This is a genomic window from Pantoea sp. Fr-CA_6 (assembly GCF_024520895.1).
Taxonomy (GTDB): Bacteria; Pseudomonadota; Gammaproteobacteria; order Enterobacterales; family Enterobacteriaceae; genus Pantoea; species Pantoea agglomerans.
Genome location: NZ_JALNPO010000013.1, coordinates 49,223 through 75,679, shown reverse-complemented (window position 1 = coordinate 75,679; position 26,457 = coordinate 49,223). Strand labels below are relative to the sequence as shown.

At 55.4% G+C, this 26,457-nt stretch carries 28 protein-coding genes; 19 read left to right on the top strand and 9 right to left on the bottom strand.

The features are described 5' to 3' along the window. Positions 1 to 6: 6 nt before the first annotated feature. On the bottom strand, positions 7 to 438 hold the full coding sequence (locus NR201_RS19190) for a rhodanese-like domain-containing protein (RefSeq protein WP_010258234.1): 432 nt from the start codon (positions 436 to 438) through the stop codon (positions 7 to 9). Between the two features lie 252 nt (positions 439 to 690). Here NR201_RS19190 and envC point away from each other — a divergent pair, with 252 nt between their 5' ends. From envC to NR201_RS19170, 4 genes are all read left to right on the top strand, one after another. Further along, entirely contained in the window at positions 691 to 1,992 is a 1,302-nt protein-coding gene (envC, locus tag NR201_RS19185) for a murein hydrolase activator EnvC (protein ID WP_029519509.1), read from the top strand. Positions 1,993 to 1,995: 3 nt separating this feature from the next. Beyond that, the gene (locus tag NR201_RS19180; RefSeq protein ID WP_045139508.1) at positions 1,996 to 2,898 is read left to right on the top strand and encodes a divergent polysaccharide deacetylase family protein; all 903 of its coding nucleotides are present in this window, start codon (positions 1,996 to 1,998) and stop codon (positions 2,896 to 2,898) included. 104 nt (positions 2,899 to 3,002) lie between these two features. Next, entirely contained in the window at positions 3,003 to 4,232 is a 1,230-nt protein-coding gene (locus tag NR201_RS19175; protein WP_010258244.1) for a glycosyltransferase, read from the top strand. Further along, positions 4,225 to 5,136 carry a hypothetical protein gene (locus NR201_RS19170; protein ID WP_033759220.1) on the top strand — a complete coding sequence of 304 codons (912 nt, stop codon included), beginning with the start codon at positions 4,225 to 4,227 and terminating at the stop codon, positions 5,134 to 5,136. The genes NR201_RS19175 and NR201_RS19170 overlap by 8 nt, the downstream gene beginning before the upstream one ends. 28 nt (positions 5,137 to 5,164) lie before the next feature. Here the strand turns inward: NR201_RS19170 and tdh are convergent, their stop codons facing one another. After that, positions 5,165 to 6,193, bottom strand: a complete 1,029-nt coding sequence (tdh, locus tag NR201_RS19165) for an L-threonine 3-dehydrogenase (protein WP_010258251.1) — start codon at positions 6,191 to 6,193, stop codon at positions 5,165 to 5,167. Positions 6,194 to 6,203: 10 nt separating this feature from the next. Continuing rightward, positions 6,204 to 7,400 (bottom strand): glycine C-acetyltransferase, encoded by a 1,197-nt coding sequence (locus NR201_RS19160; RefSeq protein WP_031292635.1) that lies wholly within the window; start codon positions 7,398 to 7,400, stop codon positions 6,204 to 6,206. 230 nt (positions 7,401 to 7,630) lie between these two features. Between NR201_RS19160 and rfaD the strand changes: the two genes are divergently transcribed. The 11 genes from rfaD (at position 7,631) to coaD (ending at position 18,897) form a co-directional block, all read left to right on the top strand. Then, on the top strand, positions 7,631 to 8,563 hold the full coding sequence (gene rfaD / locus NR201_RS19155; RefSeq protein ID WP_010258257.1) for an ADP-glyceromanno-heptose 6-epimerase: 933 nt from the start codon (positions 7,631 to 7,633) through the stop codon (positions 8,561 to 8,563). A gap of 17 nt (positions 8,564 to 8,580) precedes the next feature. Continuing rightward, a complete protein-coding gene (rfaF, locus tag NR201_RS19150) occupies positions 8,581 to 9,636 on the top strand; it encodes an ADP-heptose--LPS heptosyltransferase RfaF (protein ID WP_187506086.1) in 1,056 nt (351 codons plus the stop codon). After that, positions 9,624 to 10,601, top strand: coding sequence for a lipopolysaccharide heptosyltransferase RfaC (gene rfaC / locus NR201_RS19145; protein WP_187506087.1), 978 nt, complete (start codon positions 9,624 to 9,626; stop codon positions 10,599 to 10,601). Before rfaF ends, rfaC begins: the two co-directional genes overlap by 13 nt. Further along, a complete protein-coding gene (locus tag NR201_RS19140) occupies positions 10,598 to 11,674 on the top strand; it encodes a glycosyltransferase family 9 protein (RefSeq protein WP_187506088.1) in 1,077 nt (358 codons plus the stop codon). The genes rfaC and NR201_RS19140 overlap by 4 nt, the downstream gene beginning before the upstream one ends. Positions 11,675 to 11,683: 9 nt before the next feature. Then, positions 11,684 to 12,688 carry a glycosyltransferase family 8 protein gene (locus NR201_RS19135; protein ID WP_256844867.1) on the top strand — a complete coding sequence of 335 codons (1,005 nt, stop codon included), beginning with the start codon at positions 11,684 to 11,686 and terminating at the stop codon, positions 12,686 to 12,688. A gap of 327 nt (positions 12,689 to 13,015) precedes the next feature. Then, positions 13,016 to 14,002, top strand: a complete 987-nt coding sequence (locus NR201_RS19130) for a glycosyltransferase (RefSeq protein WP_242462069.1) — start codon at positions 13,016 to 13,018, stop codon at positions 14,000 to 14,002. Between the two features lie 73 nt (positions 14,003 to 14,075). After that, positions 14,076 to 15,152 carry a putative lipopolysaccharide heptosyltransferase III gene (gene rfaQ / locus NR201_RS19125; RefSeq protein ID WP_010672090.1) on the top strand — a complete coding sequence of 359 codons (1,077 nt, stop codon included), beginning with the start codon at positions 14,076 to 14,078 and terminating at the stop codon, positions 15,150 to 15,152. Further along, positions 15,145 to 16,278, top strand: a complete 1,134-nt coding sequence (locus tag NR201_RS19120) for a glycosyltransferase family 4 protein (RefSeq protein ID WP_010258274.1) — start codon at positions 15,145 to 15,147, stop codon at positions 16,276 to 16,278. Before rfaQ ends, NR201_RS19120 begins: the two co-directional genes overlap by 8 nt. A gap of 92 nt (positions 16,279 to 16,370) precedes the next feature. Next, entirely contained in the window at positions 16,371 to 17,645 is a 1,275-nt protein-coding gene (waaA, locus tag NR201_RS19115; protein WP_010672092.1) for a lipid IV(A) 3-deoxy-D-manno-octulosonic acid transferase, read from the top strand. Further along, entirely contained in the window at positions 17,645 to 18,421 is a 777-nt protein-coding gene (locus NR201_RS19110; protein WP_163799710.1) for a glycosyltransferase family 2 protein, read from the top strand. Before waaA ends, NR201_RS19110 begins: the two co-directional genes overlap by 1 nt. Next, positions 18,418 to 18,897: a pantetheine-phosphate adenylyltransferase gene (coaD, locus tag NR201_RS19105; protein ID WP_010258279.1), complete on the top strand. Its 480-nt coding sequence runs from the start codon at positions 18,418 to 18,420 to the stop codon at positions 18,895 to 18,897. The genes NR201_RS19110 and coaD overlap by 4 nt, the downstream gene beginning before the upstream one ends. Here the strand turns inward: coaD and mutM are convergent. The 4 genes from mutM to radC form a co-directional block, all read right to left on the bottom strand. Continuing rightward, on the bottom strand, positions 18,894 to 19,703 hold the full coding sequence (mutM, locus tag NR201_RS19100) for a bifunctional DNA-formamidopyrimidine glycosylase/DNA-(apurinic or apyrimidinic site) lyase (protein WP_010672095.1): 810 nt from the start codon (positions 19,701 to 19,703) through the stop codon (positions 18,894 to 18,896). The genes coaD and mutM overlap by 4 nt on opposite strands. Before the next feature lie 69 nt (positions 19,704 to 19,772). Next, positions 19,773 to 19,940: a 50S ribosomal protein L33 gene (rpmG, locus tag NR201_RS19095; protein ID WP_003024094.1), complete on the bottom strand. Its 168-nt coding sequence runs from the start codon at positions 19,938 to 19,940 to the stop codon at positions 19,773 to 19,775. A gap of 19 nt (positions 19,941 to 19,959) precedes the next feature. Next, the gene (gene rpmB / locus NR201_RS19090; RefSeq protein WP_006121249.1) at positions 19,960 to 20,196 is read right to left on the bottom strand and encodes a 50S ribosomal protein L28; all 237 of its coding nucleotides are present in this window, start codon (positions 20,194 to 20,196) and stop codon (positions 19,960 to 19,962) included. Positions 20,197 to 20,437: 241 nt separating this feature from the next. Next, positions 20,438 to 21,094 carry a DNA repair protein RadC gene (radC, locus tag NR201_RS19085; protein ID WP_010258361.1) on the bottom strand — a complete coding sequence of 219 codons (657 nt, stop codon included), beginning with the start codon at positions 21,092 to 21,094 and terminating at the stop codon, positions 20,438 to 20,440. 180 nt (positions 21,095 to 21,274) lie between these two features. Between radC and coaBC the strand changes: the two genes are divergently transcribed. The 3 genes from coaBC (at position 21,275) to slmA (ending at position 23,648) form a co-directional block, all read left to right on the top strand. Further along, the gene (gene coaBC / locus NR201_RS19080) at positions 21,275 to 22,495 is read left to right on the top strand and encodes a bifunctional phosphopantothenoylcysteine decarboxylase/phosphopantothenate--cysteine ligase CoaBC (protein WP_029519510.1); all 1,221 of its coding nucleotides are present in this window, start codon (positions 21,275 to 21,277) and stop codon (positions 22,493 to 22,495) included. After that, complete coding sequence (gene dut, locus NR201_RS19075; RefSeq protein ID WP_022624903.1) at positions 22,473 to 22,931, top strand: dUTP diphosphatase; 459 nt, start codon at positions 22,473 to 22,475, stop codon at positions 22,929 to 22,931. The genes coaBC and dut overlap by 23 nt, the downstream gene beginning before the upstream one ends. Before the next feature lie 120 nt (positions 22,932 to 23,051). Further along, complete coding sequence (gene slmA / locus NR201_RS19070) at positions 23,052 to 23,648, top strand: nucleoid occlusion factor SlmA (protein WP_010258372.1); 597 nt, start codon at positions 23,052 to 23,054, stop codon at positions 23,646 to 23,648. 35 nt (positions 23,649 to 23,683) lie between these two features. Here the strand turns inward: slmA and pyrE are convergent, their stop codons facing one another. Together pyrE and rph are read right to left on the bottom strand one after the other, a co-directional pair. After that, a complete protein-coding gene (gene pyrE, locus NR201_RS19065; protein WP_256850074.1) occupies positions 23,684 to 24,325 on the bottom strand; it encodes an orotate phosphoribosyltransferase in 642 nt (213 codons plus the stop codon). Between the two features lie 49 nt (positions 24,326 to 24,374). Next, the gene (gene rph / locus NR201_RS19060) at positions 24,375 to 25,091 is read right to left on the bottom strand and encodes a ribonuclease PH (RefSeq protein ID WP_010258378.1); all 717 of its coding nucleotides are present in this window, start codon (positions 25,089 to 25,091) and stop codon (positions 24,375 to 24,377) included. A 150-nt stretch (positions 25,092 to 25,241) separates the two neighbouring features. Here rph and NR201_RS19055 point away from each other — a divergent pair, with 150 nt between their 5' ends. Next, positions 25,242 to 26,426: a NupC/NupG family nucleoside CNT transporter gene (locus NR201_RS19055; RefSeq protein ID WP_010672098.1), complete on the top strand. Its 1,185-nt coding sequence runs from the start codon at positions 25,242 to 25,244 to the stop codon at positions 26,424 to 26,426. The last annotated feature ends 31 nt before the right edge of the window (positions 26,427 to 26,457 follow it).

Below are 26,457 nucleotides of genomic sequence, written 5' to 3'. Positions count from 1 at the left end.
GTAAGATTATTTGCCGCGAACTAACGGCAGATTTTCGCCGCTCCAGCCACTGATACCATCTTTCAGCACTGAAACCCGCTCAAAGCCGGCCGCGCTGAGATGCGCAGCAGAATCACCCGCGCTTTGTCCGGTTGCACACACCACAATTATGGGCTGCGCTTTATGCTTTGCCAGTTCGTCGATGTTGCCTTTTTTAATCTCAGCGGCTGCGACATTCAGCGCACCTGAAATATGGCCTCTGCGGAAATCGTCGCGCGAACGCACGTCTACAACTACCGCGTCCTCTTTGTTAATCAGGCGGGTTGCTTCACCGCGACTGATCGTTTTTACCTTAGAGAACATTCCTTTAACGGTAGTCACAATCACCAGAACGAGTAAAACGACCCATGCCAGACTCAGGATGGGGTGATTGCTTGCAAACTGCATAATTTCTTGCATGAGGGGTAACGACTCCAGACCGGGCTAATAAGCTAAAACAAGGGTTCTGAGTATACCTGCGCCACTTCGCATGTACAGATGCTATGCGGCCAGAGTATCGATTTGTGCTTCATTTTCCAAAAAAAGTGGCTGAATAGCAAAAATGGCGTAAGGCTTAATCCATGTCATTGTGAAAGTGGACATAACTGGAAAAGCAAATGCCAGTGGGGAGCACTGGTAAGCGGCGGTTCATCGTGGAATAATCATTGGCCTATGAAGGGAAAAACAACCGTTTCGCACACAAGGACCCGTCCCAACGGCGATAACCTGCCGTTGTTCACACACTTGTCCAGCCTCTCCCTTAGCCTGCTTTGTGCGGGGGCACTGTTATTGCCTGCCGCCGCCGTTAGTGCAGAAGACAGCAAATCTCAGCTGCAATCTATTCAGCAAAACATCGCTGAAAAAGAGAAAAGCGTTAAAGCGCAAAAGTTGCAGCGCAGCAAATTACTGGATCAGTTGCAGAGCCAGGAAAAAATCATCGCTCAGGCGAGCCGTCAGTTGCGTGACACCCGCAATAGCCTCAACGCCCTGAATGACGAAATCAAACAGCTTGCCACCTCCATCGCCCGCCTTGAAAAACAGCAAACCCAACAGGAAAACCTGCTTTCAGAGCAGCTTGATGCGGCGTTTCGTCAGGGTAAGCACAACGGTGTACAGCTGTTGATGGGCGGTGAAGAAAGTCAGCGCAGCGAGCGTATTCTGGCCTATTTCGGCTATCTGAATGCGGCGCGCCAGAAAAGTATCGAATCGCTGCAACAGACGCGTCAGGATTTGGCTCAGCAACGCGCCACGCTGGAGCAGAAGCAACAGCAGCAGAAAGGCTTATTAGCGCAGCAGCAGGGCCAGCAGCAGAAGCTGCAACAGGCGAGCGAAGCGCGGAAAAAAACCCTGACGACACTGGAAAGCGCGCTGGAAAAAGATCAGGCCGATCTGGTCGAGATGCGTCAGAACGAAAGCCGTCTGCAGGATAAGATCGCCCGTGCGGAACGCGAGGCGCGCGAGCGCGCCGCCCGTGAAGCGCGTGAGGCGGAAAAAGTGCGTCAGCGTCAGGCGCAGGCGAAAGCCAAAGGCTCCAGCTATCAGCCGACCCAGAGCGAACGCGAACTGGTGGCGCGCACCGGTGGACTTGGTCGCGCGGGCGGGCAGGCCTTGTGGCCGGTACGCGGACGCATTGAACATCGTTTTGGTGAACAGCTGCAGGGTGAACTGCGCTGGAAAGGACTGGTGATTGATGCGCGCGAAGGTACCGAGGTGAAAGCTATCGCCGATGGCCGCGTGCTGATGGCCGACTGGTTACAGGGCTACGGCCTGGTGGTCGTGCTGGAACATGGTAAAGGCGATATGAGCTTGTATGGCTATAACCAAAGTGCGCTGGTGAGCGTGGGTACGCAGGTGAAGGCAGGACAGCCTATCGCACTGGTGGGCACCAGTGGTGGCCGCGGTACTCCGTCGCTCTATTTTGAAATCCGACGTCAGGGACAGGCCGTCAATCCACTCCCGTGGTTAGGAAAATAGGTTTTGCTGCAACTTCGAAAAATCCCCGTTCTGTTGAGCGCCCTGCTGTTCAGCTACGCTGCGCAGGCGGGCAAACTGGCCATTGTCATCGATGACGTAGGCTATCGCCCTGCCGAAGAGAACAAGGTCCTGCAGATGCCGCAGGCCATTTCAGTGGCGGTTTTGCCCAACGCGCCACATGCCCGTGAAATGGCCACCAAAGCGCACCAGAGTGGTCACGAAGTGTTGATCCATCTGCCCATGGCGCCGCTGAGCAAACAGCCACTGGAAAAAGATACCTTAACGCCGGAGATGAGCAGCGAAGAAGTTACCCGCATCATGCGCAATGCGGTTAACAACGTGCCTTATGCCGTAGGTCTGAACAACCATATGGGCAGCAGGATGACCTCCAGCCTGCCCGGCATGCAGAAAGTGATGCAGGCGCTGAACCACTACAATCTCTACTTTCTGGATAGCATGACCATCGCTAACAGTCAGGCTGTTCCTGCCGCACAGGGCACCCAGGTCAGGGTATTAAAACGCCGGGTATTTCTGGATGACAGCCAGGATATTAATGCCATCCGCCAGCAGTTCAGTCGGGCGGTGAAACTGGCGCAGCGCGACGGTTACGCCATTGCCATTGGTCATCCCCACCCTAACACCGTGCGGGTGCTGCAGCAGATGTTACCCACATTGCCAGCCGACGTTACGCTGGTTCGTCCCAGTCAGCTGCTGAACGAATCACTGCACAGCGGCTCACGGCCGCCTGTGGCGCCGGCAAAACCGGTGACACCGCGCTTCCAGCCTGCAGACCTGTGTAAACCGAAACAGCCGCTGGCGCCGGTTCCTGCCACCCGAGCCTTAGCGGTAATAGCGGAAAGCGTGAATAACAGCCCGCTGTTTAACACGCTAAAAAATCTGTTCTGAATTTGCTATGAATGCTAAGTGTTCAGCTTAGCGTTCATTTATACGCAGAAATTACTATAATCCTGGGTCGGGCGATTACGTGCTGTGCGGGAACAGTGATAGGGATGACGATTATTAAACAAAAAATCCTGCTGCTGGATAACGGCAGAGAGTGGGGCGGCGGCACCAACAGTATGCTGGAGCTGTTGAAGCGTATTGATCGTCAAAAGTTTGATATCACCTGCTGCTTCTATCACAACTACAGCCGTGGCAACGACGAAACCATTGAGGCCACGCTGAATGCGCTGGCTATCCCGGTCTTTTTTATTCCGCAAATCAGGCAGCCACGCTGGGCAAAGTTTGTTAAAGAAGTCGCGCGGGCACTGCTGTTTTTTAATAAAAAGCTCAAGAAGCGCGCCATCGATCAGATTGATACACACTGGCGCATTATGCCCAATGCCAGCAAAATCAACTCACTGCTGCAGCTGGGGAAGTTTGACACGCTCTATATGAATAACCAGCCCAGCACCAATGTGGAAGGTTATCTGGCGGCGCGCAGCCTGGATGTTGCGGTAGTGCAACACTGCCGTATCGATCCGGTTCTGGAACCGCGGCTGGTCAGCATGGTTAATCAGGATTGCCAGGCGATCATTGCCGTGTCGCAGGGCGTGAATAACACCCTGCGCAGCCACGGTGTTGACGCGGAACGCTGTTTTACCGTCAATAACGCTATCGACATCCACCAGCCTCTGCCCGACCGCCTTGAAGTACGCCAGCGCTTTAAACTCTCCCCTTCGACCTTTGTGTTTGGCACGATCGGCTCGCTGATATTGCGTAAATCTAATCACCATATTCTGCAGGCGCTGGGCCGTTTTAAACGCGCTAATCCCGATGCCGACTGGAAGATGGTGGTTGTTGGAGCGGGTCCGGAACTTCAGCATCTGCTGCAACTCGCTACCGCAGAGAACATCCAGCAGCATGTGGTCTTTACGGGCTTTCAGAACAACGCGCTGGATTACCTCACTGCCTTTGATGCGTTTATTCTTGCCTCACGCAGTGAGGGCTTACCAAGGGTGGTGCTGGAGGCGATGCTGGTGAATACCGCCGTAGTGGGATCCCGCGTGGTCGGCACTGCCGAATTGATCAGTCATGACGAAACCGGGCTGCTATTTGATTATGGCAACGTGGTGCAACTGACCCAGCATCTGACCGCACTGTGGCAGGATGCGGATTTACGTCAACGCCTGATCAATGCGGCAGCGAAACGCGTACGTGAACAGTACGCTATTGAAACTTATATCAGCGGCGTCGAGAATATTTTGCAAAGCGTCGTGAAAAAGAAACCTCATGCTTAATTTTTTAAATCCCCGTTATCGCCATATCAGAGCGAGCCATAACCTGCCTTATTCGCAGAAAGAGGTTCAGGGCACTGTACCGGTAACCTCGGTCGTGATTCCCTGCACCGGCGCGGACTATATTGAAGAAGCCCTGCTCAGTGCCGATTTTGCGGCGCGCTTTGCGACAGAGGCTGAAGAGATCGTAATTGTCAGCGATCAGCCGGCTCACGCCTTTGGCAGCCTGCCAGTAAAAACCCGCGTGGCGACGCTGGATGTCCCGCATCGGGAAGAGAGCTATCGCTACAAGCAGATCTATCGCAGTCGTTTGATTAAATTGCAGGCGCCCTTACAGGCAAAAGGCGACGGCATTCTGATGATCGATTCCGACCTCAATCTGCTTAAGATGCCGGAGATCATGATGAAGCCCGGCCATCTCTATTCCAGTTTTCGTCAGGGGAAAATGATTGCCAAGCTGGCTGATGCGCCGGAAGAGGCGATTCCCGCCTACTACCCGCACAGTATCCGGCCCTGGCTGGTGGATCACGTGAATGGGGCTTACCTGGCTGCCACCCGTGAAGTCTGGCAGCGTATTTCACCGCTGTGGCTGACGCTGTTTAATGATACCTGGAATTTAATGAACGACAGCCAGCCGCCTACTGACCAGCTGCCGCTCGCGGTATTGCTGGACATGCTGGATATTAAAACCGTCAATCTGGGCGAATGGGCTAACTGGCCGGTATCAAAGAAAATTGGCGGTCAGTCGGCGGTGATCCCGCCTGAAGTGGTAGGCGCACATGGCGGCTTTCCGCTGTCGGAATGGCAAAAATACCTCGCCGATCCGCAACAGCCGCTGAACTTCAAAGGCCAGGACTACACGCGCAAAGTGCGCTACCTGACCGATGAAGAGAAAAAACAAAGCTAATCATGCGGCCGCCCTGGCGGCCGTTGTTTTAATCCCAGCTCAGTATCACCTTTCCCGAGCGTCCAGAGCGCATCTCATCAAAGCCCTGCTGGAAATCGTCGATTCCATAGCGATGGGTAATAACCGGCGTTAAATCAAGCCCGGACTGGATCAGCGCCGCCATTTTATACCAGGTTTCAAACATCTCCCGGCCATAAATGCCCTTGATAAAAAGCCCTTTGAAGATCACCTGGTTCCAGTCGATCGCCATTTCACCCGGCGGGATGCCCAGCAGTGCAATCCGCCCTCCGTGGTTCATTACCTCCAGCAATGAACGGAAGGCAGGCGGTGCACCAGACATCTCCAGTCCGACATCGAATCCCTCCGTCATGCCCAGCGAGTGCATCACGTCTCGCAGATCCTCATTCGCCACATTGACCGCGCGCGTGACGCCCATTTTGCGCGCCAGTGACAGACGATACTCATTGATGTCCGTGATCACCACGTTACGTGCGCCGACATGGCGACAGACCGCGGCGGCCATGATGCCGATAGGACCCGCGCCGGAGATCAGTACATCCTCACCCACCAGATCGAACGATAGCGCGGTATGCACGGCGTTGCCGAACGGATCAAAGATTGCCGCCAGCTCATCGGAAATGTTGTCGGGAATTTTGAACGCATTGAAGGCCGGGATAACCAGATACTCCGCAAAGCAGCCCTGGCGGTTAACGCCTACACCCATTGTGTTACGGCATAAATGCGTTCGCCCGGCACGGCAATTACGGCAATGTCCGCAGGTAATGTGCCCCTCGCCCGAGACCCGATCGCCAATCGTAAAGCCTTTCACTTCCTGTCCTATCGCAACCACTTCCCCCACATATTCATGACCGACAATCATCGGTACCGGAATGGTTTTGCGCGACCAGTCATCCCAGTTGTAGATATGGACATCGGTACCGCAGATAGCGGTTTTGCGAATCTTAATCAGCAAATCGTTGTGGCCCGGCTCCGGAACCGGCGCATCGGTCACCATCCAGATGCCCGTTTCCTTCTTCAGTTTGGCGAGTGCTTTCATGACGGACTCCTCAGGCGATAACGCCCAGTTGTTTGCCGATACGGGTAAAGGCCGCCACCGCACGTTCCAGCTGTTGCTGGGTATGCGCCGCAGAGATTTGGGTGCGAATGCGTGCCTGACCTTTTGGCACCACCGGATAGAAGAAGCCGGTAACGTAGATGCCTTCCTGTTGCAGCAGGCGGGCGAACTCCTGGGCGACGCTGGCTTCACCCAGCATCACCGGGATAATGGCGTGATCGGCTCCCGCCAGCGTAAAGCCCGCCGCCGTCATCTGCTCCCGAAAGTAACGGGCGTTGTCCCACAGACGCTGACGCAGCCCGTCGCCTTCGCTGAGCAGATCCAGCACCCGCAGCGAGGCGGCAACAATGGCCGGGGCCAGCGAGTTAGAGAACAGATAGGGACGGGAACGCTGGCGCAGCCACTCCACCACTTCTGCTTTTGCTGCGGTGTAGCCACCGGAGGCGCCACCCAGCGCTTTACCCAGCGTGCCGGTAATGATGTCGACCCGGCCCATCACATCGCAATATTCATGGGTTCCGCGTCCGGCGTTCCCGACAAAGCCCACCGCATGGGAATCATCCACCATCACCAGCGCAGAGAACTCGTCGGCCAGATCGCAGATAGCGGGCAGATTCGCAATTACCCCATCCATTGAGAAGACCCCATCGGTGGCGATCAGAATATGACGCGCGCCTTTATCGCGCGCTTCCTGCAAGCAGGCGCGCAGCTGCGCCATATCGTTATTGGCATAGCGGTAACGCTGCGCTTTGCACAGCCGGACGCCATCGATAATGGAAGCGTGGTTCAGCGCATCAGAGATGACGGCATCCTGCGCATCGAGCAGGGTTTCAAACAGGCCGCCATTGGCATCGAAACAGGAGGAGTAAAGAATGGCATCCTCCATGCCGAGAAAGTCTGCCAGCCGCTTTTCCAGCTGCTTATGACTATCCTGCGTGCCGCAAATAAAGCGCACCGACGCCATACCAAAACCATGCGAATCCATCCCCTCTTTCGCCGCCTGAATCAGCGCCGGATGGTTCGCTAAACCTAAGTAGTTATTGGCACAGAAGTTAATCACCGCCGGAGCGCCGCCAACCGCGATCTCCGTCTGCTGGGCAGAGGTGATGATCCGCTCCTGTTTAAACAGTCCTTCCTGACGTGCATCATCAAGTTGCTGACGAAGTTGTTGATAAAATTGCGCAGGCATCATTGCTCTCCTCAGATGGCAAAAATCTGGCATATCTTACTGAACAGGCCGCTTCTTCACGATAAATCGCCCAACAGAATGTCATTTTTGCAGCATAGTTCACGCCACAAGGATGTACGCACAAAGCGTTACAGAGTCATCTGGCTGTCTGCACCCTGATGAAATGTTATGATGTGAGATATTCGTGTGTGAAACCTCCTGTTTCACCCCACAACGTTGAAGGTAACAACATGATTATCGTAACTGGCGGCGCAGGAATGATTGGCAGCAACATCGTCAAAGCGCTGAACGATCGCGGTCACACCGACATTCTGGTGGTGGATAATCTGAAGGATGGCACCAAGTTTGCCAATTTAGTCGACCTGGATATCGTCGATTACATGGACAAAGAAGAGTTCCTGATGAGCGTGATGGCGGGCGATGATTTAGGCCCGATCGAAGCGGTGTTCCATCAGGGCGCCTGCTCCTCCACCACCGAGTGGGATGGCAAGTACATGATGGAGAACAACTATCAGTACTCCAAAGAGCTGCTGCACTTCTGTCTTGAGCGCGAGATCCCGTTCCTCTACGCTTCTTCCGCAGCGACCTACGGCGGACGCAACGAGAATTTCATTGAAGAGCGTCAGTATGAGCAGCCGCTTAATGTTTATGGCTACTCTAAGATGCTGTTCGACCATTACGTCCGTCAGATGCTGCCGGAAGCGAACTCGCCGGTATGCGGCTTCCGCTATTTCAACGTCTATGGACCGCGTGAAGGCCACAAGGGCAGCATGGCAAGCGTGGCATTCCATCTGAACACGCAGATCAGCAACGATGAAAATCCAAAACTGTTTGAAGGCAGCGACGGCTTTAAACGTGATTTCATCCACGTTGATGATGTTGCGGAAGTGAACCTGTGGTGCTGGGAAAATGGCGTCTCCGGGATTTACAACTGTGGCACAGGCCGCGCCGAGTCCTTCCAGGAAGTGGCTGACGCAGTACTGAAGTTCCACCAGAAAGGTCAGATCGAGTACATCCCGTTCCCGGAAAAACTCAAAGGACGGTACCAGGCCTATACTCAGGCCGATCTCACTAAGCTGCGTGCGGCCGGCTACGACAAGCCATTTAAAACGGTGGCGCAGGGCGTCGCTGACTATATGGTCTGGCTGAACCGTAACGCATAAAGGAAGCTGCTCCGGCGATGAAAATTCTGGTAATCGGCCCGTCGTGGGTCGGCGATATGATGATGTCGCAAAGTCTCTATCGCACCCTCAAGGCCGAACATCCCGATGCGGTGATTGACGTGATGGCACCTGCATGGTGCCGTCCGTTGTTGTCACGCATGCCGGAGGTGAATCAGGCGCTGGCGATGCCGCTTGGGCATGGCGCACTGGAAATCGGTGAGCGTCGCCGGTTGGGCAAAGTGCTGCGCGCCAGTCACTACGACCGTGCTTATGTGCTGCCTAACTCCTTCAAGTCGGCGCTGGTCCCCTTCTTTGCCGGAATAAAACGCCGCGTCGGCTGGCGCGGTGAAATGCGCTATGGCCTGCTGAATGATTTGCGGGTGCTGGATAAAGCCGCGTTTCCGCTGATGGTTGAGCGCTACGTTGCGCTGGGCTACGACACACCTGTTGCTTCGGCGGCGCAGCTGCCACAGCCGCTGTTGTGGCCAAAACTGCAGGTTGAAGAGCAGGAAAAAATTGAAACGGCCGCACAGTTTCAGCTCGCCGCGACCCGTCCGGTCATCGGTTTTTGTCCGGGCGCTGAATTTGGTCCGGCCAAACGCTGGCCGCACTATCACTACGCCACGCTGGCCCGCCAGTTGATTGCTGAAGGCTTTCAGATCGTGCTGTTTGGCTCCGCCAAAGATCGCCCGACCGGCGAAGAGATTATCGCGACGCTGCCCGAAGAGGCTCGCGGCCACTGCCGTAATCTGGCGGGTGAAACTCAGCTGGAACAGGCGGTGATTTTGCTGGCGCAATGCCGTGCCGTGGTCAGCAACGACTCCGGCCTGATGCATATCGCCGCGGCGCTGGATCGTCCACTGGTGGCGCTCTATGGACCAAGCAGCCCTGACTTTACGCCGCCGCTGGCAAAGCAGGCGCGAATTATTCGCCTGATTACCGGCTATCATAAAGTGCGCAAAGGCGATGCCGAACAGGGCTATCACCAGAGCCTGATCGATATTCAGCCTGAACGTGTACATCAGACGCTGAGCGAACTGCTCGCGCCACAGGAGGTGCCATGCACGTCCTGATTGTTAAAACTTCGTCAATGGGCGATGTGCTGCATTCGCTCCCGGCACTGACCGATGCAATTCATGCCATTCCCGGCATCCGTTTCGACTGGGTAGTGGAAGAGAATTTCGCACAGATCCCTGGCTGGCATCCCGCAGTAGATAAGGTGTTACCGGTTGCGATTCGCCGCTGGCGCAAACACTGGTTTGGCAGTCAGCAGCGTGAAGAGCGCGTGCTGTTTAAGCGCGCGTTACAGTCACGTGAGTACGATATCGTGATTGATGCACAGGGCCTGATCAAAAGTGCCGCGCTGGTCACCCGCTTATCGAAAGGGGTGAAACATGGGCAGGACAGCCGTAGCGCGCGTGAGCCGTTCGCCAGCTGGTGGTATGACATCCGCCATGAGGTCAGTAAGCGACAGCACGCGGTTGAGCGGACGCGCGAACTGTTCGCCAAAAGCCTGGGCTATGAAAAGCCGCAAAGTCAGGGTGACTACGCGATTGCCGGACACTTCCTGCATCATCTGCCCGCTGACGCACATCATTACCTGGTCTTTCTGCATGCCACAACGCGTGACAACAAGCACTGGCCGGAATCACACTGGCGAGAGCTGATTGAGCAGATGCAGCCCAGCGGGTTGCGGGTGAAATTGCCCTGGGGTGCTGAACATGAGCATCAGCGTGCGCAGCGCCTTGCAGAAGGATTTGAGCATGTCGATGTGCTGCCTAAGCTGACGCTGGAAGCGATAGCACAACAGCTGGCGGGCGCACGGGCGGTGGTCTCAGTGGATACCGGATTGAGCCATCTGACGGCGGCACTGGATCGCCCTAACCTCACGCTGTATGGTCCGACCGATCCTGGATTGATTGGCGGTTACGGGCAGAACCAACAGGCACTGAGCGCCCCGAATCATAACCTGGCAGAGCTGACTGCTGACACGGTGGCAGAGAAACTGCAGGCCGTTATTACGGAAAACATGCCATGAACTATGTGCTGATCTACCTGCTGTTGCTGCCTTTCCGGGCCATAATGCGGCTGTTTTACCGGCCAACCGGACGCAGCCTGATCATCCAGACGGCGAAGATTGGTGATTTTATTAATATCACCCCGATGCTGCGCGCACTGGGTCAGTCTGAGTTGCTGATCAGCAAAGCGGTGGAGCCGCTGGCGCGTCACGATGACACGGTCAGCCGCTATTTCCTGATTGAAGAGGCGAAGCGCAGCTTTTTTGCCAAACTGAAGCTCGCGTTCACTCTGATGAACCGCTATGACAACGTCTATCTGGTGCAGCCAAACAGCGTGAACCTGTTTTTCGCCGCGCTCTGCAACGCACCGAACAAGCAGTTTCTGCGCACCTATGTGCGTAAGTCCTACCATAAGACCTTCTATCGCAGCGCCAGCGGTATTGTCGACCACACCAAAACGGATTTAACGCTCGACAGCTACCTGAAGCTGATTAATCGTGACTACCGCAACACCGATTTCCCTAAGCATGCGACCTCACCGCTCTGGCAGCCGCCTGCGCCGCCCGCCGCGCTGCTTAATCCGCGCAGCGGTATTAAAATTGGCATCAGTATTTCTGCCGGAAATCGGGCTAAAACCATTCCTGCCAGCATCTGGCAGCAGCTGATGGCGTCACTGGCTGACCTGCCCTGCACCTTTTATGTGTTTGGCCCACCGGCTGAGCAGCCGTGGCTGGATGAGTTACTGAGCCTGACCGGCCCGAAAGACAATATCGTCAGTCTGATTGGTGAGCTAAAACTGGAAGAGGTTCCGTGGGCCATTGCACAGATGGATTTCTACATCTCCTCTGACTCTGGCAATGCTTATATTGCGGATGCGCAGCAGATACCGGTGATCATGCTTTATGGCCCGTGTGAAGTCCGGGAACAGCGTCCGGTCAATAACGTTTTGTTTATCGGACCGGATAATATTGCTGCGTCGACGTTCGTTTTTGCCACCCGTTTTCAGTTTGATCAGCCTGCTGAAAAATTATTCGGGCTGGATCACGATAAACTGACTAGAATACAAACGTTTATTACTCATAATCTGGAATAGTGAAGCGTAATGGCAATTACCCCTCTTGCTGAGGCCGTTCAGCAAAGTCAGCTGCTGGTTAACACGCTTGCTGACACGGATGATAATCCGGTTCATGTTGCGTTTGGCATCAACTACGCCTACGCGCGTGGCCTGGGCATTACGTTGTTTTCACTTCTCAGCCATCATCCTGATACCGCTTTCCACGCCCATGTTTTTTCAGACTCGCTTTGCGAAGAGGATGTGGAAAAACTGCGTTCACTGGCCACGGGCCATCGTCTGGCGATCACGCTGCATATCTTTAACCGTGCCTGGGTTGATCAGCTGCCTGCGGTCGGACGCTATCCCAAAAGTATCCACTACCGTTTCCTGATCCCGGAAACCGTGGCGAGCTACAGCGATCGGGTGATCTATATTGATGCTGACACCCTGGTGGTGGGCGACTACTCTCCCCTGTTCACGCTGGATATCACTGATTACACGCTGGCGGCCTGTAATGACACACCGCGAGCGCGACATAACCAGTGCGCAAGGCTGGGGCTGAAGCATCACCACTATTTCAACTCCGGTTTTATGCTGATTAATATTCCACGCTGGCTCGAAAGGCAGACCACCGCGCGCATTACCGACGTGCTGGTAACGCGGGGCGCAGAGTTTGGTTTTCCCGATCAGGATGCGCTGAATATCGTGCTGGAGGATGAGGTCCTGATCCTGCCAGACCGCTATAACCACATTTATGACATCATCGCCAATAAAGTATGGGATCACACGGGCGTGCCAGAAGAGACGGTGATGATTCACTACACCGGTAAATGCAAACCCTGGCATGCATGGGCTGGCAGCGATCTTTCCCACCGCTACTACAGCTATTACCAGCGCTCACCCTGGGCTTCACAACCGCTTGATACGCCAAAGCATTATAAAGAGATGAAGCGATTCGCCCGCGTAAAATGGCATCAGAAACAGTATGCTGAAAGCCTGAACTGGATGATGAAGTATGTCAGTCTCAAGTTTTTTAAGCAGAGTGAGCAATAACACACTCAGGTTTATCAGATTGATGCGGGCGCTGTTATTTCAGCGCCTGACTTTCCCGTCATTTATCCCGCCGGCTATTTGCCACGACCTCTGTAATAACGACGCTGACAGCAAGCCGGCATAATAATCTGTTTACCTGCACGGCCACATTGCGTAAAAAAAGCGCATATAGCGCATTATTGTTGTCGGGCGTGGTTTTTAGTAAAGCAGGGATGCAACATCGTTTTATAATTGTGAACTCCCTGATTTCACTCTGCTGATTTGGAAATGATTTATGACGAGGCAACGCCCTTTCGCAGTGAATACAATGCTGGTGCAGATATTGTCATGAGTACTTCTCCTCTGCTGAGTATCATTACCCCGATGTACAATGCGGGCAGCATGTTTGATGAGTTCATGCAGTCACTGCTGGCGCAGACGCTGACTCTGCTTGAGATCATTATCGTCGATGACGGTTCAACCGATGGCTCAGGCGAGCGCGCCGATCAGTATGCACAGCAGCATTCTTACATTCGTGTGATTCATCAGGAAAATGGCGGCGTCTCGCGCGCCCGTAACGCCGGGCTGGCGATTGCCCGCGGGAAATATGTCACCTTCCCTGATGCGGATGACACCATGCAACCCGATATGTATCAGACGCTGGTGACACTGGCGGAGGCAGATAATCTGGATGCGGCACAGTGCAACGCCGAGTGGTTTTTCAAACACAGCCAGCGGGTAAAGCCGCTGATTCCGCTGGATCGCCTGCGCAGCACGCCGGTACTGAGCGGTGCCGACTGGCTGAATACCGCGCTGAAAACCCATCGTTATATGCATGTGGTCTGGCTGGGCATCTATCGCCGGGAACTGATTGAGCAGCATCAGTTGCAGTTTGAACCCGGCCTGCATCATCAGGATATTCCCTGGACCACCGAGTTTATGCTGCTGGCAAAACGCGTGCGTTATACCGAAGCGGTACTCTATCGCTACTATATGCACGACGCCTCAATCAGCAATCGCAAACGTACCGGCGAGCGCAACGTAGAGTATCAGCGTCACTACATGAAGATTGCGCGACTGCTGGAAGAGCTCAATGACCGCTATCGTGACCGCGTGAAGATCTACCCGTCGTTTCACTATCAGGTGACCCATGAAGCGCTCAGTGTTTGCCACAGTGTAAGACGTGAGCCTGACGCCCGCGCACGCCAGGCAATCATTGCCGAGCTGTTCGCCACCCGGACACACCTGCGCATGTTACGCAACGCCCGGGGAATTAAGCAGTGGTATCAGTTGCTGTTGTGGCTGGCCCGGCTCTATCGCTGGCGTGATAAATAACCTTTGAGGCTGGCTTTATCCTAAAAAGGGTTTGCCCTACAATCGGTTCACTGAATTCTGAGAACTCTTGTTTATGGCCAGCCTGACTCCAGCAAACATCTCTCCAAAAAATATATTACTGATTAAGCTGCGCCATCATGGTGACATGCTGCTCACAACGCCCGCCATCAATGCGCTTCATGAGCGTTATCCGCAGGCCAGCATCGACGTGTTGCTCTATCAGGAGACGCGTCCGATGCTGGAAGCGCATCCGGCTATCCGCCATTTGCACGTCATCGATCGTAAATGGAAGCAGGAGGGCACCTGGCGCAAGCTGGGCCATGAGCGTGCATTAATTCGCGCCATACGTGACGCACATTATGATCTGGTGATTAATCTGGCCGATCAGTGGCGGGCTGCCCTGATTACGCGGCTCTCTGCGGCACCCGTTCGCATCGGTTTTGCCTATAAAAAACGTGATAACGTCCTGTGGCGATGGTGTCACAATCAGCTGGTCTCCACACACAATCACAGCAAGCTGCATACCGTTGAGCAGAATATGTCGGCGCTGGCACCCCTCGGCATCAGCAGCGACGGCGCACGGGTCTCAATGCACTACAGCGACGCTGACCAGCAAATTGTGCTGACCCGACTGGCAGAACACCAGGTCACCGCGCCCTATATTGTGGTGCAGCCGACCTCACGCTGGGGCTTTAAATGCTGGGAAGAGGAGAGTGTTGCCGCCACGCTCGATCAGCTGGCGCAGCCGGGCCGCAAAGTGGTGCTGACCGCCGGGCCGGACAAACAGGAGCTGGCAATGATCAACCGCATTCGGGCACTGTGTGCATCGCCGGATGTGGTTTCGCTGGCCGGTCAGTTTACTCTGCCGCAGCTGGCGGCGCTTATCGATCATGCCCGGCTGTTTATTGGTGTCGACTCTGCACCAATGCACATGGCCGCCGCACTTGAAACGCCCTGTATTGCGCTGTTTGGCCCGACCAAGCTGCAGCACTGGCGGCCATGGGGCGACAATAATCATGTCATCTGGGCGGGGGATTATGGCCCGCTGCCCTCACCCGATTCCATCGACACCAAAACAGACCAGCGTTATCTGTCGGCCATTCCGGTGAAGGATGTGGTCGCGGCAGCGAGGAGCTATCTGAATGAGTAAGTTACGGCTGGCGATTGTCCGGCAGAAATATCGTCCGGATGGCGGTGCCGAGCGTTTTATCTCACGCGCGCTGGAAGCGCTGGGCAGCGAGCAGCTCGATCTCAACATCATTACCCGCAGCTGGCAGGGCACACCCAATCCTGACTGGCATCTGCATATCTGTAATCCTGCAAAGCTGGGCCGGGTATCCCGTGAGCGCGGTTTTGCCCGTGCAGCACGCGCCTGCTGGGAGCGCGAAAAGTTCGATATTGTGCAAAGCCACGAGCGCATCGCGGGCTGTGATATTTTTCGCGCGGGTGATGGTGTTCATCGCGTCTGGCTGGAACAGCGCGCCCGCATCGTCTCATCGTGGCAACGACTGAGTGCTGTGCTCAGCCCTTATCATCGCTATGTTCTGCAGGCGGAAGCGGAGATGTTTAACTCTCCGACGCTGAAAGCGGTGATCTGTAATTCTGAGATGGTAAAGCGCGATATCCTGCGCTGTTTCTCGCTCGACGCCGGGAAAATCCACGTTATTCATAATGCTATCGACGCCAGCCGTTTCCAGCCCGCCACGGAAGCAGCACGTCGCGCCACCCGTCAGCAGCTGGCGCTGCCCGATGCGGCCACCGTACTGATTTATGTCGGCTCCGGCTTTGAACGCAAGGGGTTGAAAGCGGCGATACAGGCGCTGGCTGCCAGCGACCGTTATCTGATTGTGGTGGGTCAGGATAAGCAACTGCAGCGGTATCAGCAGCTGGCAAATCAGCTTAACTGTCTGGACCGCCTGCGCTTTGTCGGCGTACAGCAGGATGTGCAGCCGTTCTATCACGCGGCTGATGGCCTGCTGCTGCCCACCCTCTACGATCCTTTTCCTAATGTGGTACTGGAGGCGATGGCCTGCGGCTTACCGGTGATTACCAGCACTGGCTGCGGTGGCGCAGAATTTATTACCGCTGGTCAGGAAGGCTTCGTCTGTGATGCGTTGGATATCAACGGGTTAAATCAGGCTGTTAATGCATTACCGGCGCTTTCCGTCGATTCACGAATGGGTGACGCGGCGCGGCGCAAAATTGAACCTTATGGTCCACAACGGCTGGCGCAGGCGCTGACTTCGCTTTATCAGCAGGTCCTGAGCAGCAACTGACAATGTGGGATGAGTGCATGCGGGGTTTCTGATAACATGCCGCCATCTGATTTTAATCTGCTTTTAGACGCGAATTTGCTGTAACGGTAACTATGACGACCTTTTACACCGCATTGCTCTACTTAATTCAGCCACTGATTTGGCTGCGCCTGTGGCTGCGCGGTCGTAAAGCGCCTGCCTATCGCAAACGCTGGGCAGAACGCTATGGCTATTGTATCGGCAAAGTTAAGCCCGACGGCATTGTGCTGCACTCGGTCTCTGTGGGTGAAACCCTGGCTGCGATCCCGCTGGTGCGCGCTCTGCGTCATCGTTACCCGACCCTGCCGATTACCGTCACCACCATGACGCCTACCGGCTCTGAACGCGCGCAATCTGCATTTGGCAAAGATGTGCATCACGTCTATCTGCCTTATGATCTGCCGGGTTCGATTAATCGTTTTCTGGATACGGTCAACCCACGCCTGGTGATCATCATGGAAACCGAGCTATGGCCGAATATTATCCGCATTCTGCACCAGCGTAATATTCCGCTGGTGATCGCCAATGCCCGCCTCTCGGCCCGATCGGCCAAAGGCTACCGCAAGCTGGGTAAATTCATGCGCCGGCTGTTGCAGAGCATCACGCTTATCGCGGCGCAGAATGCGGAAGATGGCGACCGCTTCCTGAGCCTGGGCCTGAAACGTTCTCAACTAACGATTACCGGCAGCCTGAAGTTTGATATTTCCGTGACGCCAGAACTGGCCGCCAGAGCGGTGACGCTGCGTCGTCAGTGGGCGCCGCGCCGTCCGGTGTGGATCGCCACCAGCACGCACGAAGGTGAAGAGGCCATTGTGCTGGATGCTCATCGCCGCCTGCTGCAGACGTTTCCGGATTTGCTGCTGATTCTGGTGCCCCGCCATCCCGAGCGTTTTAACGATGCCCGTGAACTCACGCAGGAACGCGGCTTCAGTTTTATCCTGCGCAGCAGCGGCGAGATCCCGTCTGGCTCAACGCAGGTGGTCATCGGAGATTCAATGGGCGAACTGATGCTGCTATACGGCATTGCCGATCTGGCCTTTGTCGGCGGCAGCCTGGTTGAACGGGGTGGACACAACCCGCTGGAGCCTGCTGCCCATGCGCTTCCGGTTCTGATGGGACCCCATATCTGGAACTTCAAAGATATCTGCAGCAAGTTGCAGGAAGGCCAGGGGCTGATCACCGTCACCGACGTGATTTCGCTGGAAAAAGAGGTCACCAACCTGTTACAGGATGATGATTACCGCCGTTATTACGGACGTCATGCGGTAGACGTGCTGCACCAGAATCAGGGTGCGCTACAGCGTCTGCTACAGTTACTCGAACCGCATCTGCCACCACGGGCCCACTAATGTCAGCACGCCAACGTCTTTCCGTGGTGATGATCGCCAAAAACGAAGCGGAACTGCTGCCTGACTGCCTGGCCTCGGTCAGCTGGGCCGATGAAATTATCGTGCTGGACTCAGGCAGCCATGACAACAGTGTCGAGATCGCCACGCAGGCTGGGGCGAAGGTCTACCTCAATGATGACTGGCAGGGCTATGGTATCCAGCGCCAGCGCGCGCAGCACTATGCCACCGGCGACATGATTCTGATGATCGATGCGGATGAACGCGTGACACCTGAACTGCGCGCCGCGATTGAGCAGGTGCTGGTCGCGCCACCCAGCCGTACGGTTTATAGCCTGGGCCGCAGTAATCTGTTTCTCGGCCGCTTTATGCGCCATAGCGGCTGGTATCCTGACCGCGTCATGCGACTCTACCCACGCACCTTCCGCTACAATGACAATCTGGTGCATGAATCACTGCAGAGTGACGGCGCGCCAGTGGTGGCATTACCCGGCGATCTGCAGCATCTGACCTGCCGCGATTTAATCGCCTTTCAGCGCAAGCAGCTGGCTTATGCCGAAGCCTGGGCTACGGAACGCCATCGGCGCGGTAAGCGTTGCAGCCTGTTTTCTCTGTTCAGCCATACGCTGGGCGCGTTTATGAAAACCCTGCTGCTGCGTGCCGGTTTTCTCGACGGAAAGCAGGGCTGGATTCTGGCGGTGGTCAATGCGCAATATACCTTCAATAAATATTCAGCCCTCTGGGCGCTGAATCATGCTTCGGCAAAAGGGCGAGTATGATCACGAAAGCCATCTATCCCGGAACGTTCGATCCTGTGACGCTCGGCCATCTCGACATCGTGACGCGAGCAGCGCAGATGTTTGATCAGGTCATTCTGGCCGTTGCCGCCAGCCCCAGCAAAAAACCAATGTTCAGCCTGGATGAGCGCGTGGCGCTGGCTGGTGAAGTGATAGCCCATCTGCCCAACGTTGAGGTGGTCGGATTCAGCGACCTGATGGCGAATTTCGCCCGTGACCAGCAGGCGAATGTGCTGGTTCGTGGCTTGCGTGCGGTGTCAGACTTTGAATATGAAATGCAGCTGGCGCAGATGAATCGTCACCTGCTGCCAACGCTGGAGAGTGTTTTCCTGATGCCGTCTGAAGGCTTCTCGTTTATCTCATCTTCGCTGGTCAAAGAGGTGGCGCGTCACGGCGGCGATGTGACCGCCTTCCTGCCCGCACCGGTGCATCAGGCATTGCTGGCTAAACTGGCTTAATGCTGGCAGTTCGGGCACCAGTAGGTGCTGCGCTGCCCGTGTCTGCCGCTGACAATCGGCGTACCGCATGCCCTGCAGGGTTCGCCTGCCCGCCCATAAACCTGTAACTGCTGTGCAAAATAGCCGGGTTTACCGTCGGTCTGTAAGAAGTCACGCAGTGTGGTTCCGCCCTGCTCAATGGAGCGTAACAGCACCGCTTTGATGGTATTGACCAGCAGTTCCGCTTCGGCCTGCGACAGACTGCCGGCAGCACGATCGGGAATGATCCCGGCGGTAAACAGTGACTCGCTGGCGTAAATGTTGCCCACGCCCACCACCACTTTGTTATCCATCAGCCACTGCTTGATGAGCGTCCGCTTGCCGCGTGACTTCTCAAACAGGTAAGCGCCGTCAAACTCCTCGCTAAGCGGCTCCGGCCCGAGATGTGCCAGCACGCTGCTGCCCGCCAGATCGCTGCTCCAGAGCCAGGCACCAAAGCGGCGCGGGTCGGTGTAGCGCAGCACTTTGCCGTTGCTCATGACCAGATCAACATGGTCATGCTTCGCCGCTGGCAGCTCTTCTGACAGCACGCGCAGGCTACCGGACATGCCAAGGTGGATAATGATCCAGCCATGCGGCAGCTCCAGCAGCAGATATTTCGCCCGGCGCTGCACACTGAGCACCGGCTGATCGCTCAGCGCCAGGATCTCCTGCGAAACAGGCCAGCGCAAACGTGAATTACGCACCACGGCGTGAAGGATGGTTTCACCGACCAAATGCGGTTCGATACCGCGACGGCTGGTTTCAACCTCTGGCAACTCTGGCATACCCTCTCCTCAGCGTTTTACACAAACAAAAAACCCGGCCGGAGCCGGGTTTTTAGCAGAACACTAAAATTACTTAATTTTAGCTTCTTTGTAGAGCACATGCTGACGTACAACCGGATCGAACTTTTTCAGTTCCAGCTTCTCTGGTTTAGTACGTTTGTTCTTCGTGGTGGTATAGAAGTGACCTGTACCAGCAGAGGAAACCAGCTTGATCTTCTCACGAATACCTTTAGCCATGATTCAGTTCCTTAGTACCTTAGTACTTCTCACCACGGGCACGCATATCGGCTAACACCGTATCAATGCCCTTTTTATCAATAATACGCATACCTTTAACAGATACACGCAGAGTAACGAAGCGCTTCTCGCTCTCAACCCAAAAACGGTGTGAGTGCAGGTTCGGAAGGAAACGGCGTTTCGTCGCGTTCATTGCGTGGGAACGGTTGTTACCCGTCACCGGACGCTTTCCAGTTACCTGGCAGACTCGTGACATGTCAATATCTCCAAAAATCAAATCAGCTCGAGCTTTAAAAATTAGGTTTGGGCCGCCTCGTCAGGCTTGCAGCCCGCCAGGCGAATTCCATGGAACCCGCTAAGCTGGCCTAACCGCCAAACCCGAGATTCTCAAAGGTGGCGTAGTATACGCCGCTCAGCCCAAGTGCTCAAGTCCCGAACAGATAAAGATCCCGAATGATCGGGCAAAAAGCCGCCACCTGGCGTGAAATTTCCCCCTGTCAGAGCCATCCCCGCTCGGCAAAGGAGACATATTCGCCATGACCAATCACCAGATGATCGAGCAGACGGATGTCGAGTAGCTGGCAGGCTTCGCTGACTTTATGGGTCACTTCACGGTCTGCACGGCTCGGCTCCGCCATGCCCGACGGGTGATTATGCGCCAGTATCAGAGCGGCAGCATTGAGCTTCAGCGCTTCCCGGACGATCTCGCGGGGGTGAACTTCCACGCTGTTAATGGAACCAGAGAACATATTTTGTGCCCGCAGCACCCGATGCTGATTATCCAGAAACAGTGCCATGAAGATCTCTCGCTCCTGATGGGCTAACAGACTTTGCAGATACTGGCGCGTAATTTGTGGATTTTCCATTGCGCTTTCGCGGGCCAGCTTACTGGCGAAAAAACGCTTCGCCAGTTCGGCAATCGCATGAAGTTGTGCCAGCTTGGCATCGCCGACCCCTTTGATTTCACCGAATGCCGCTTTGTCTGACGTCATGAGCTGATAAAGCGAGCCAAAACCGTCCAGCATCTGTCCGGCCAGCTCCAGGACGTTCTGTCCAGGCGATCCGGTACGGAGAAAAATGGCCAGTAGTTCGGTATCGCTGAGGGCATGCGCACCCAGCTTCCGGAGTTTTTCCCGTGGTCCCTTTATTTTCATGTCCGCTCTCCCTGAGATGAGCCTCAGCATGGCCCATCATGAAGAGTGCAGCTATCAGTGAAGCTGCAATCTACGAGACGGCTCGCAAACGCAGTCAGTGAAAAGGCGCATCCACGCTTTTGTGATAAAGTCCGTGCATTCGCCGCCGCGAGCGGCAGAGAGCTTAGTGAGGCCAACATCATGATGGGATTAGCCGGCAAAAAAATTCTTCTTGGCGTGAGCGGCGGTATTGCTGCTTATAAAGCACCTGAGCTGGTGCGCCGCCTGCGCGATCGCGGTGCTGATGTCCGCGTGATGATGACAGAGGGGGCGAAAGCATTTATTACTCCGCTCAGCCTGCAGGCTGTCTCCGGCTATCCGGTATTTGACGATCTGCTTGATCCGGCAGCGGAGGCAGCGATGGGTCATATTGAACTGGCAAAATGGGCCGACCTTATTGTGCTGGCACCGGCCACTGCTGACCTGATTGCCCGTATTACTGCCGGTATGGCAAACGATCTGGTGACGACCGCCGTGTTAGCGACGGCCTCACCCGTGGCAGTGGTGCCCGCTATGAATCAGCAGATGTATCGTGCGGCGGTGACCCAGCATAACCTGCAGAGCCTGCAGGCGCGTGGCGTGCTGATTTGGGGACCGGACAGCGGCAGCCAGGCCTGCGGCGATGTCGGGCCGGGCCGGATGCTCGACCCGCTGGTGATTGTTGACCATGCGGTGCAGTGGGCTACGCCCGTCAACGATCTGCAACATCTCAACATTATGATTACCGCCGGTCCTACCCGTGAGGCGCTGGACCCGGTGCGCTACATCACTAACCACAGCTCCGGCAAAATGGGCTTTGCTATTGCCGCCGCCGCCGCCAGACGCGGTGCACAGGTCACGCTGGTCAGCGGCCCGGTCAACCTGTCTGCGCCAGCGGGTGTGCGGCGAATTGATGTGACCAGCGCGCTGGAGATGCAGGCCGCCGTCATGAGTGAGATAGATAAACAACATATTTTCATTGCAAGCGCAGCCGTGGCAGACTACCGGGCAGCCGATATTGCGGCCGATAAAATCAAGAAACAGGGCGGCGATGATAACGTCACGCTGAACCTGGTAAAGAATCCCGATATTGTTGCCGGCGTCGCTGCACTTCAGGAAAACCGGCCATTCGTCGTTGGATTTGCTGCTGAAACACAGAATGTGGAAGAATACGCCCGGCAAAAACGGGTGCGCAAGAATCTGGATCTGATCTGCGCTAACGACGTCGCTAAAGCCGGACAGGGGTTTAATAGCGACACCAATGCTCTTCACCTTTTTTGGCAGGATGGAGAAAAACGCTTACCGCTCAGCGATAAGTCTCTCCTTGGCCAACAATTAATAGACGAGATTGTCAGCCGTTATGATGAAAAAAATAGACGTTAAAATCCTGGATCCGCGCGTCGGCAAAGAGTTTCCACTGCCGACCTACGCGACTTCAGGTTCCGCTGGGTTAGATTTACGCGCCTGCATTGATGATGTTCTCGACATCGCACCAGGCACCACAACGCTGGTTCCGACCGGCCTGGCAATTCATATTGCCGACCCCGATCTGGCCGCTGTGATCCTGCCGCGCTCAGGCCTTGGCCATAAACATGGCATCGTGCTGGGCAACCTGGTGGGTCTGATTGACTCCGACTATCAGGGACAGCTGATGGTCTCGGTCTGGAATCGCGGCCAGGAAAGCTTCTCGCTGCAGCCCGGCGATCGCATGGCACAACTGGTCTTTGTACCGGTGGTGCAGGCGGAATTTAACCTGGTCGAAGATTTCGACGCCAGCCTGCGCGGCGAAGGCGGCTTCGGCCACTCCGGTCGCCAGTAACCCGCATTACCGACTTTCACTTACGCCCGTTATTTTTTCCTCATCGCCACAGGACGCGTTCCTGTGGCAGATGCGTAGGTGTTGCCTGTTTTTAGGTGAATTTCAGGGGTCTTTAAGGTCATGGCAGAAAAAAAAGTCGCGAAGCGGAATCGTCGCGAAGAGATTTTGCAGGCGCTGGCGCAGATGCTGGAGTCGGGTGATGGCAGCCAGCGCATTACCACAGCCAAACTGGCAGCCACGGTGGGCGTTTCCGAAGCGGCGCTGTATCGTCACTTCCCGAGTAAGACACGAATGTTCGATAGCCTGATTGAGTTTATCGAAGACAGTCTGATTACCCGCATCAATCTGATCCTCAAGGATGAAAAAGAGACCATGACGCGTCTGCGTCTGATCGTGCAACTGATTCTGGGATTTGGTGAGCGTAATCCGGGACTGACGCGCATTCTGACCGGCCATGCATTGATGTTTGAGCAGGACCGACTGCAGGGACGCATCAATCAGCTGTTTGAGCGGATTGAAGTGCAGCTGCGACAGGTGATGCGGGAACGGAAAATGCGCGAGGGCGAAGCCTTTCAGGCTGATGAGGCGCTGCTGGCAAGTCAGTTGCTGGCTTTCTGTGAGGGTTTACTGTCACGGTATGTTCGTTCTGAATTTCGTTTCAGTCCTACCGCAGACTTTGAGGCTCGCTGGCCGCTGATTGCCGCCCAGCTGGCGTAAAGCGTAAAAGAAGGCGGGCATTGCGCCCGCCTCTGTTAAATCCCGTACGCTTTCTGATAGGCACGTACCTGGGCCAGATGATCGGCCATCTCAGGCTTCTCTTCCAGCCAGGCAATCAGGTCTGCCAGCGTTATAATCGCGGTCACTTTGCAGCCGTAATCATGTTCCACTTCCTGAATCGCCGACATTTCTCCGCGTCCACGCTCCTGACGATCAAGCGAGACCAGCACGCCTGCCAGAGTGGCGTTGTGCGCACCGATAATATCCATCGACTCACGAATCGCGGTGCCTGCGGTGATCACATCGTCCACCAGCATCACTTTGCCCTGCAGCGGACTGCCAACCAGCAGGCCACCTTCGCCGTGATCTTTCGCTTCTTTACGGTTAAAGCAGTAAGGCACATCGCGGTCATGATGATCCGCCAGCGCCACCGCCGTGGTGGTGGCAATCGGAATGCCTTTATAGGCCGGGCCGAACAGCAGATCAAAATCAACAGCGCCATCCACCAGCGCCTGCGCGTAGAAGCGTCCCAGCAGCGCTAAATCCCGTCCGCTGTTAAACAGACCAGCATTAAAGAAATAGGGGCTTTTACGCCCGGACTTCAAAGTGAACTCACCGAACTTCAGCACCTGCTTGTTCAGGGCAAATTCAATAAACTGACGCTGCCAGGCTTTCATTTCTCACTCCTCAAATAAAGAAAAGGCGACTCTGAGGTCGCCTGTTACATCAATTTTCCAGCGCTGCTTTCTGCGCCTGAATTAATTCCTCAATTCCGCCGCGTGCCAGCGCCAGTAGCGTCAGCAACTCTTCATGGCTGAACGGTTCGCCTTCGGCAGTGCCCTGCACCTCGATCATGCGGCCATCTTCCAGCATCACGACGTTCATATCGGTTTCTGCGGCTGAGTCTTCAACATACTCCAGATCGCACAGCGCTTCGCCTTTGACGATGCCCACTGAAATCGCCGCGACCATGCCCTTCATCGGGTTCGCTTTCAGTTTGCCGCTGGCCACCAGCTTGTTCAGCGCATCAGCCAGCGCCACACAGGCTCCGGTGATTGATGCGGTGCGAGTGCCGCCATCGGCCTGGATCACGTCACAGTCGAGCGTAATAGTAAATTCACCCAGCGCTTTAAGATCAACCGCGGCGCGCAGTGAACGGGCGATCAGACGCTGAATCTCCAGCGTACGGCCGCCCTGCTTGCCTTTTGCGGCTTCACGCGCCATACGGCTGTGGGTCGAACGCGGCAGCATGCCATATTCGGCCGTTACCCAACCCTGGCCCTGGCCTTTGAGGAAACGCGGAACCCCTTCGTCTACCGAGGCAGTGCAAAGCACTTTCGTTTCGCCGAATTCCACCAGAACGGAACCCTCTGCGTGTTTGGTGTAATTGCGGGTCAATGTGACTGGACGCACCTGTTGTGCGCTACGGCCTGCTGGACGCATGGGTATTCTCCGGCTTGCTAATGATTGGCTGCGCATTATACGGACTTCCTTGTCCGCTGTCTCTTGCGCTGGTCTGACGCAGGCATCAGATGAAATTCCCCGCCAGCTGTGGCTAAATGCGCGTTCCTTTCTCTCTGATAAAAAAGACATATGGCCGCCATTCTTCATTTCCTGCTGGCGCTGGTGGTGATTTTTGCCCTTGCGCTGCTGGTCAGTCATGACCGTAAACAGATTCGTCTGCGCTTTATTGTTCAACTGATTGTGGTGGAAGCCGCGCTGGGTTGGTTCTTCCTTCACTCTGCCGGGGGTCTGGCGCTGGTCGGTTCGTTCGCCGGTTTCTTTGAAACGCTGCTGGGTTTTGCCGCACAAGGCACGGAGTTCGTGTTTGGCGGAATGAGCAAACAGGGGCTGGCATTTATCTTCCTTGGCGTGCTCTGCCCGATTGTCTTTATTTCGGCACTGATCGGCATATTGCAGCACTGGCGCATCCTGCCGCTGCTGATCCGTATTTTCGGGACGCTGCTGTCGAAGATTAACGGCATGGGCAAGCTGGAGTCGTTCAACGCCGTCAGCACGCTGATTCTTGGGCAGTCGGAAAACTTCATCGCTTATAAAGGGATTCTGGGTGATATCCCGCCGCGCCGGCTCTACACCATGGCGGCGACCGCGATGTCTACCGTTTCGCTGTCGATTGTCGGTGCGTATATGTCGATGATCGAACCGAAATATGTGGTTGCGGCACTGCTGCTTAACATGTTCAGCACCTTTATTATCCTGTCGATCATCAACCCGATGAAAAGCCAGGATGAGCAGCCTATCGCGCTGGATAAACTGCATGAAGAGCAGAGCTTCTTTGAGATGCTGGGTGAGTACATCCTGGCAGGCTTCAAAGTCGCGATGATTATTCTGGCCATGCTGATTGGCTTTATTGCCCTGATTGCTGCCGTCAACGCGCTGTTTGCGGCGGTGTTCGGCTACAGCTTCCAGCAACTGCTCGGCTACCTGTTCTATCCTCTGGCCTGGCTGATTGGCATTCCCAAAGCCGATGCCCTGCAGGCGGCCAGCATCATGGCAACCAAACTGGTGGCGAATGAGTTTGTGGCGATGATTGAACTGCAGAAAGTCGCGGCGGGCATGAGTGCGCGTGGACTGGGTATTCTGTCGGTGTTCCTGGTCTCGTTCGCTAACTTTGCCTCTATCGGCATTGTGGCAGGCGCAATAAAAGGCCTGAATGAGAAACAGGGAAATGTGGTTTCCCGTTTTGGCTGGAAGCTGGTCTATGGCTCCACGCTGGTCAGTCTGCTCTCCGCAGCCTTTGCTGGTCTGTTTATCTGATTATTCAACGGGCGGCAGTTCTGCCGCCCGC

Bases quoted from the DNA above. Each gene is read 5' to 3' on its own strand.
- NR201_RS19190 (WP_010258234.1), bottom strand. From the start codon at position 438: ATGCAAGAAATTATGCAGTTTGCAAGCAATCACCCCATCCTGAGTCTG.
- envC (WP_029519509.1), top strand. From the start codon at position 691: ATGAAGGGAAAAACAACCGTTTCGCACACAAGGACCCGTCCCAACGGC.
- NR201_RS19175 (WP_010258244.1), top strand. From the start codon at position 3,003: ATGACGATTATTAAACAAAAAATCCTGCTGCTGGATAACGGCAGAGAG.
- NR201_RS19170 (WP_033759220.1), top strand. From the start codon at position 4,225: ATGCTTAATTTTTTAAATCCCCGTTATCGCCATATCAGAGCGAGCCAT.
- tdh (WP_010258251.1), bottom strand. From the start codon at position 6,193: ATGAAAGCACTCGCCAAACTGAAGAAGGAAACGGGCATCTGGATGGTG.
- NR201_RS19160 (WP_031292635.1), bottom strand. From the start codon at position 7,400: ATGCCTGCGCAATTTTATCAACAACTTCGTCAGCAACTTGATGATGCA.
- rfaD (WP_010258257.1), top strand. From the start codon at position 7,631: ATGATTATCGTAACTGGCGGCGCAGGAATGATTGGCAGCAACATCGTC.
- rfaF (WP_187506086.1), top strand. From the start codon at position 8,581: ATGAAAATTCTGGTAATCGGCCCGTCGTGGGTCGGCGATATGATGATG.
- rfaC (WP_187506087.1), top strand. From the start codon at position 9,624: ATGCACGTCCTGATTGTTAAAACTTCGTCAATGGGCGATGTGCTGCAT.
- NR201_RS19140 (WP_187506088.1), top strand. From the start codon at position 10,598: ATGAACTATGTGCTGATCTACCTGCTGTTGCTGCCTTTCCGGGCCATA.
- NR201_RS19135 (WP_256844867.1), top strand. From the start codon at position 11,684: ATGGCAATTACCCCTCTTGCTGAGGCCGTTCAGCAAAGTCAGCTGCTG.
- NR201_RS19130 (WP_242462069.1), top strand. From the start codon at position 13,016: ATGAGTACTTCTCCTCTGCTGAGTATCATTACCCCGATGTACAATGCG.
- rfaQ (WP_010672090.1), top strand. From the start codon at position 14,076: ATGGCCAGCCTGACTCCAGCAAACATCTCTCCAAAAAATATATTACTG.
- NR201_RS19120 (WP_010258274.1), top strand. From the start codon at position 15,145: ATGAGTAAGTTACGGCTGGCGATTGTCCGGCAGAAATATCGTCCGGAT.
- waaA (WP_010672092.1), top strand. From the start codon at position 16,371: ATGACGACCTTTTACACCGCATTGCTCTACTTAATTCAGCCACTGATT.
- NR201_RS19110 (WP_163799710.1), top strand. From the start codon at position 17,645: ATGTCAGCACGCCAACGTCTTTCCGTGGTGATGATCGCCAAAAACGAA.
- coaD (WP_010258279.1), top strand. From the start codon at position 18,418: ATGATCACGAAAGCCATCTATCCCGGAACGTTCGATCCTGTGACGCTC.
- mutM (WP_010672095.1), bottom strand. From the start codon at position 19,703: ATGCCAGAGTTGCCAGAGGTTGAAACCAGCCGTCGCGGTATCGAACCG.
- rpmG (WP_003024094.1), bottom strand. From the start codon at position 19,940: ATGGCTAAAGGTATTCGTGAGAAGATCAAGCTGGTTTCCTCTGCTGGT.
- rpmB (WP_006121249.1), bottom strand. From the start codon at position 20,196: ATGTCACGAGTCTGCCAGGTAACTGGAAAGCGTCCGGTGACGGGTAAC.
- radC (WP_010258361.1), bottom strand. From the start codon at position 21,094: ATGAAAATAAAGGGACCACGGGAAAAACTCCGGAAGCTGGGTGCGCAT.
- coaBC (WP_029519510.1), top strand. From the start codon at position 21,275: ATGATGGGATTAGCCGGCAAAAAAATTCTTCTTGGCGTGAGCGGCGGT.
- dut (WP_022624903.1), top strand. From the start codon at position 22,473: ATGATGAAAAAAATAGACGTTAAAATCCTGGATCCGCGCGTCGGCAAA.
- slmA (WP_010258372.1), top strand. From the start codon at position 23,052: ATGGCAGAAAAAAAAGTCGCGAAGCGGAATCGTCGCGAAGAGATTTTG.
- pyrE (WP_256850074.1), bottom strand. From the start codon at position 24,325: ATGAAAGCCTGGCAGCGTCAGTTTATTGAATTTGCCCTGAACAAGCAG.
- rph (WP_010258378.1), bottom strand. From the start codon at position 25,091: ATGCGTCCAGCAGGCCGTAGCGCACAACAGGTGCGTCCAGTCACATTG.
- NR201_RS19055 (WP_010672098.1), top strand. From the start codon at position 25,242: ATGGCCGCCATTCTTCATTTCCTGCTGGCGCTGGTGGTGATTTTTGCC.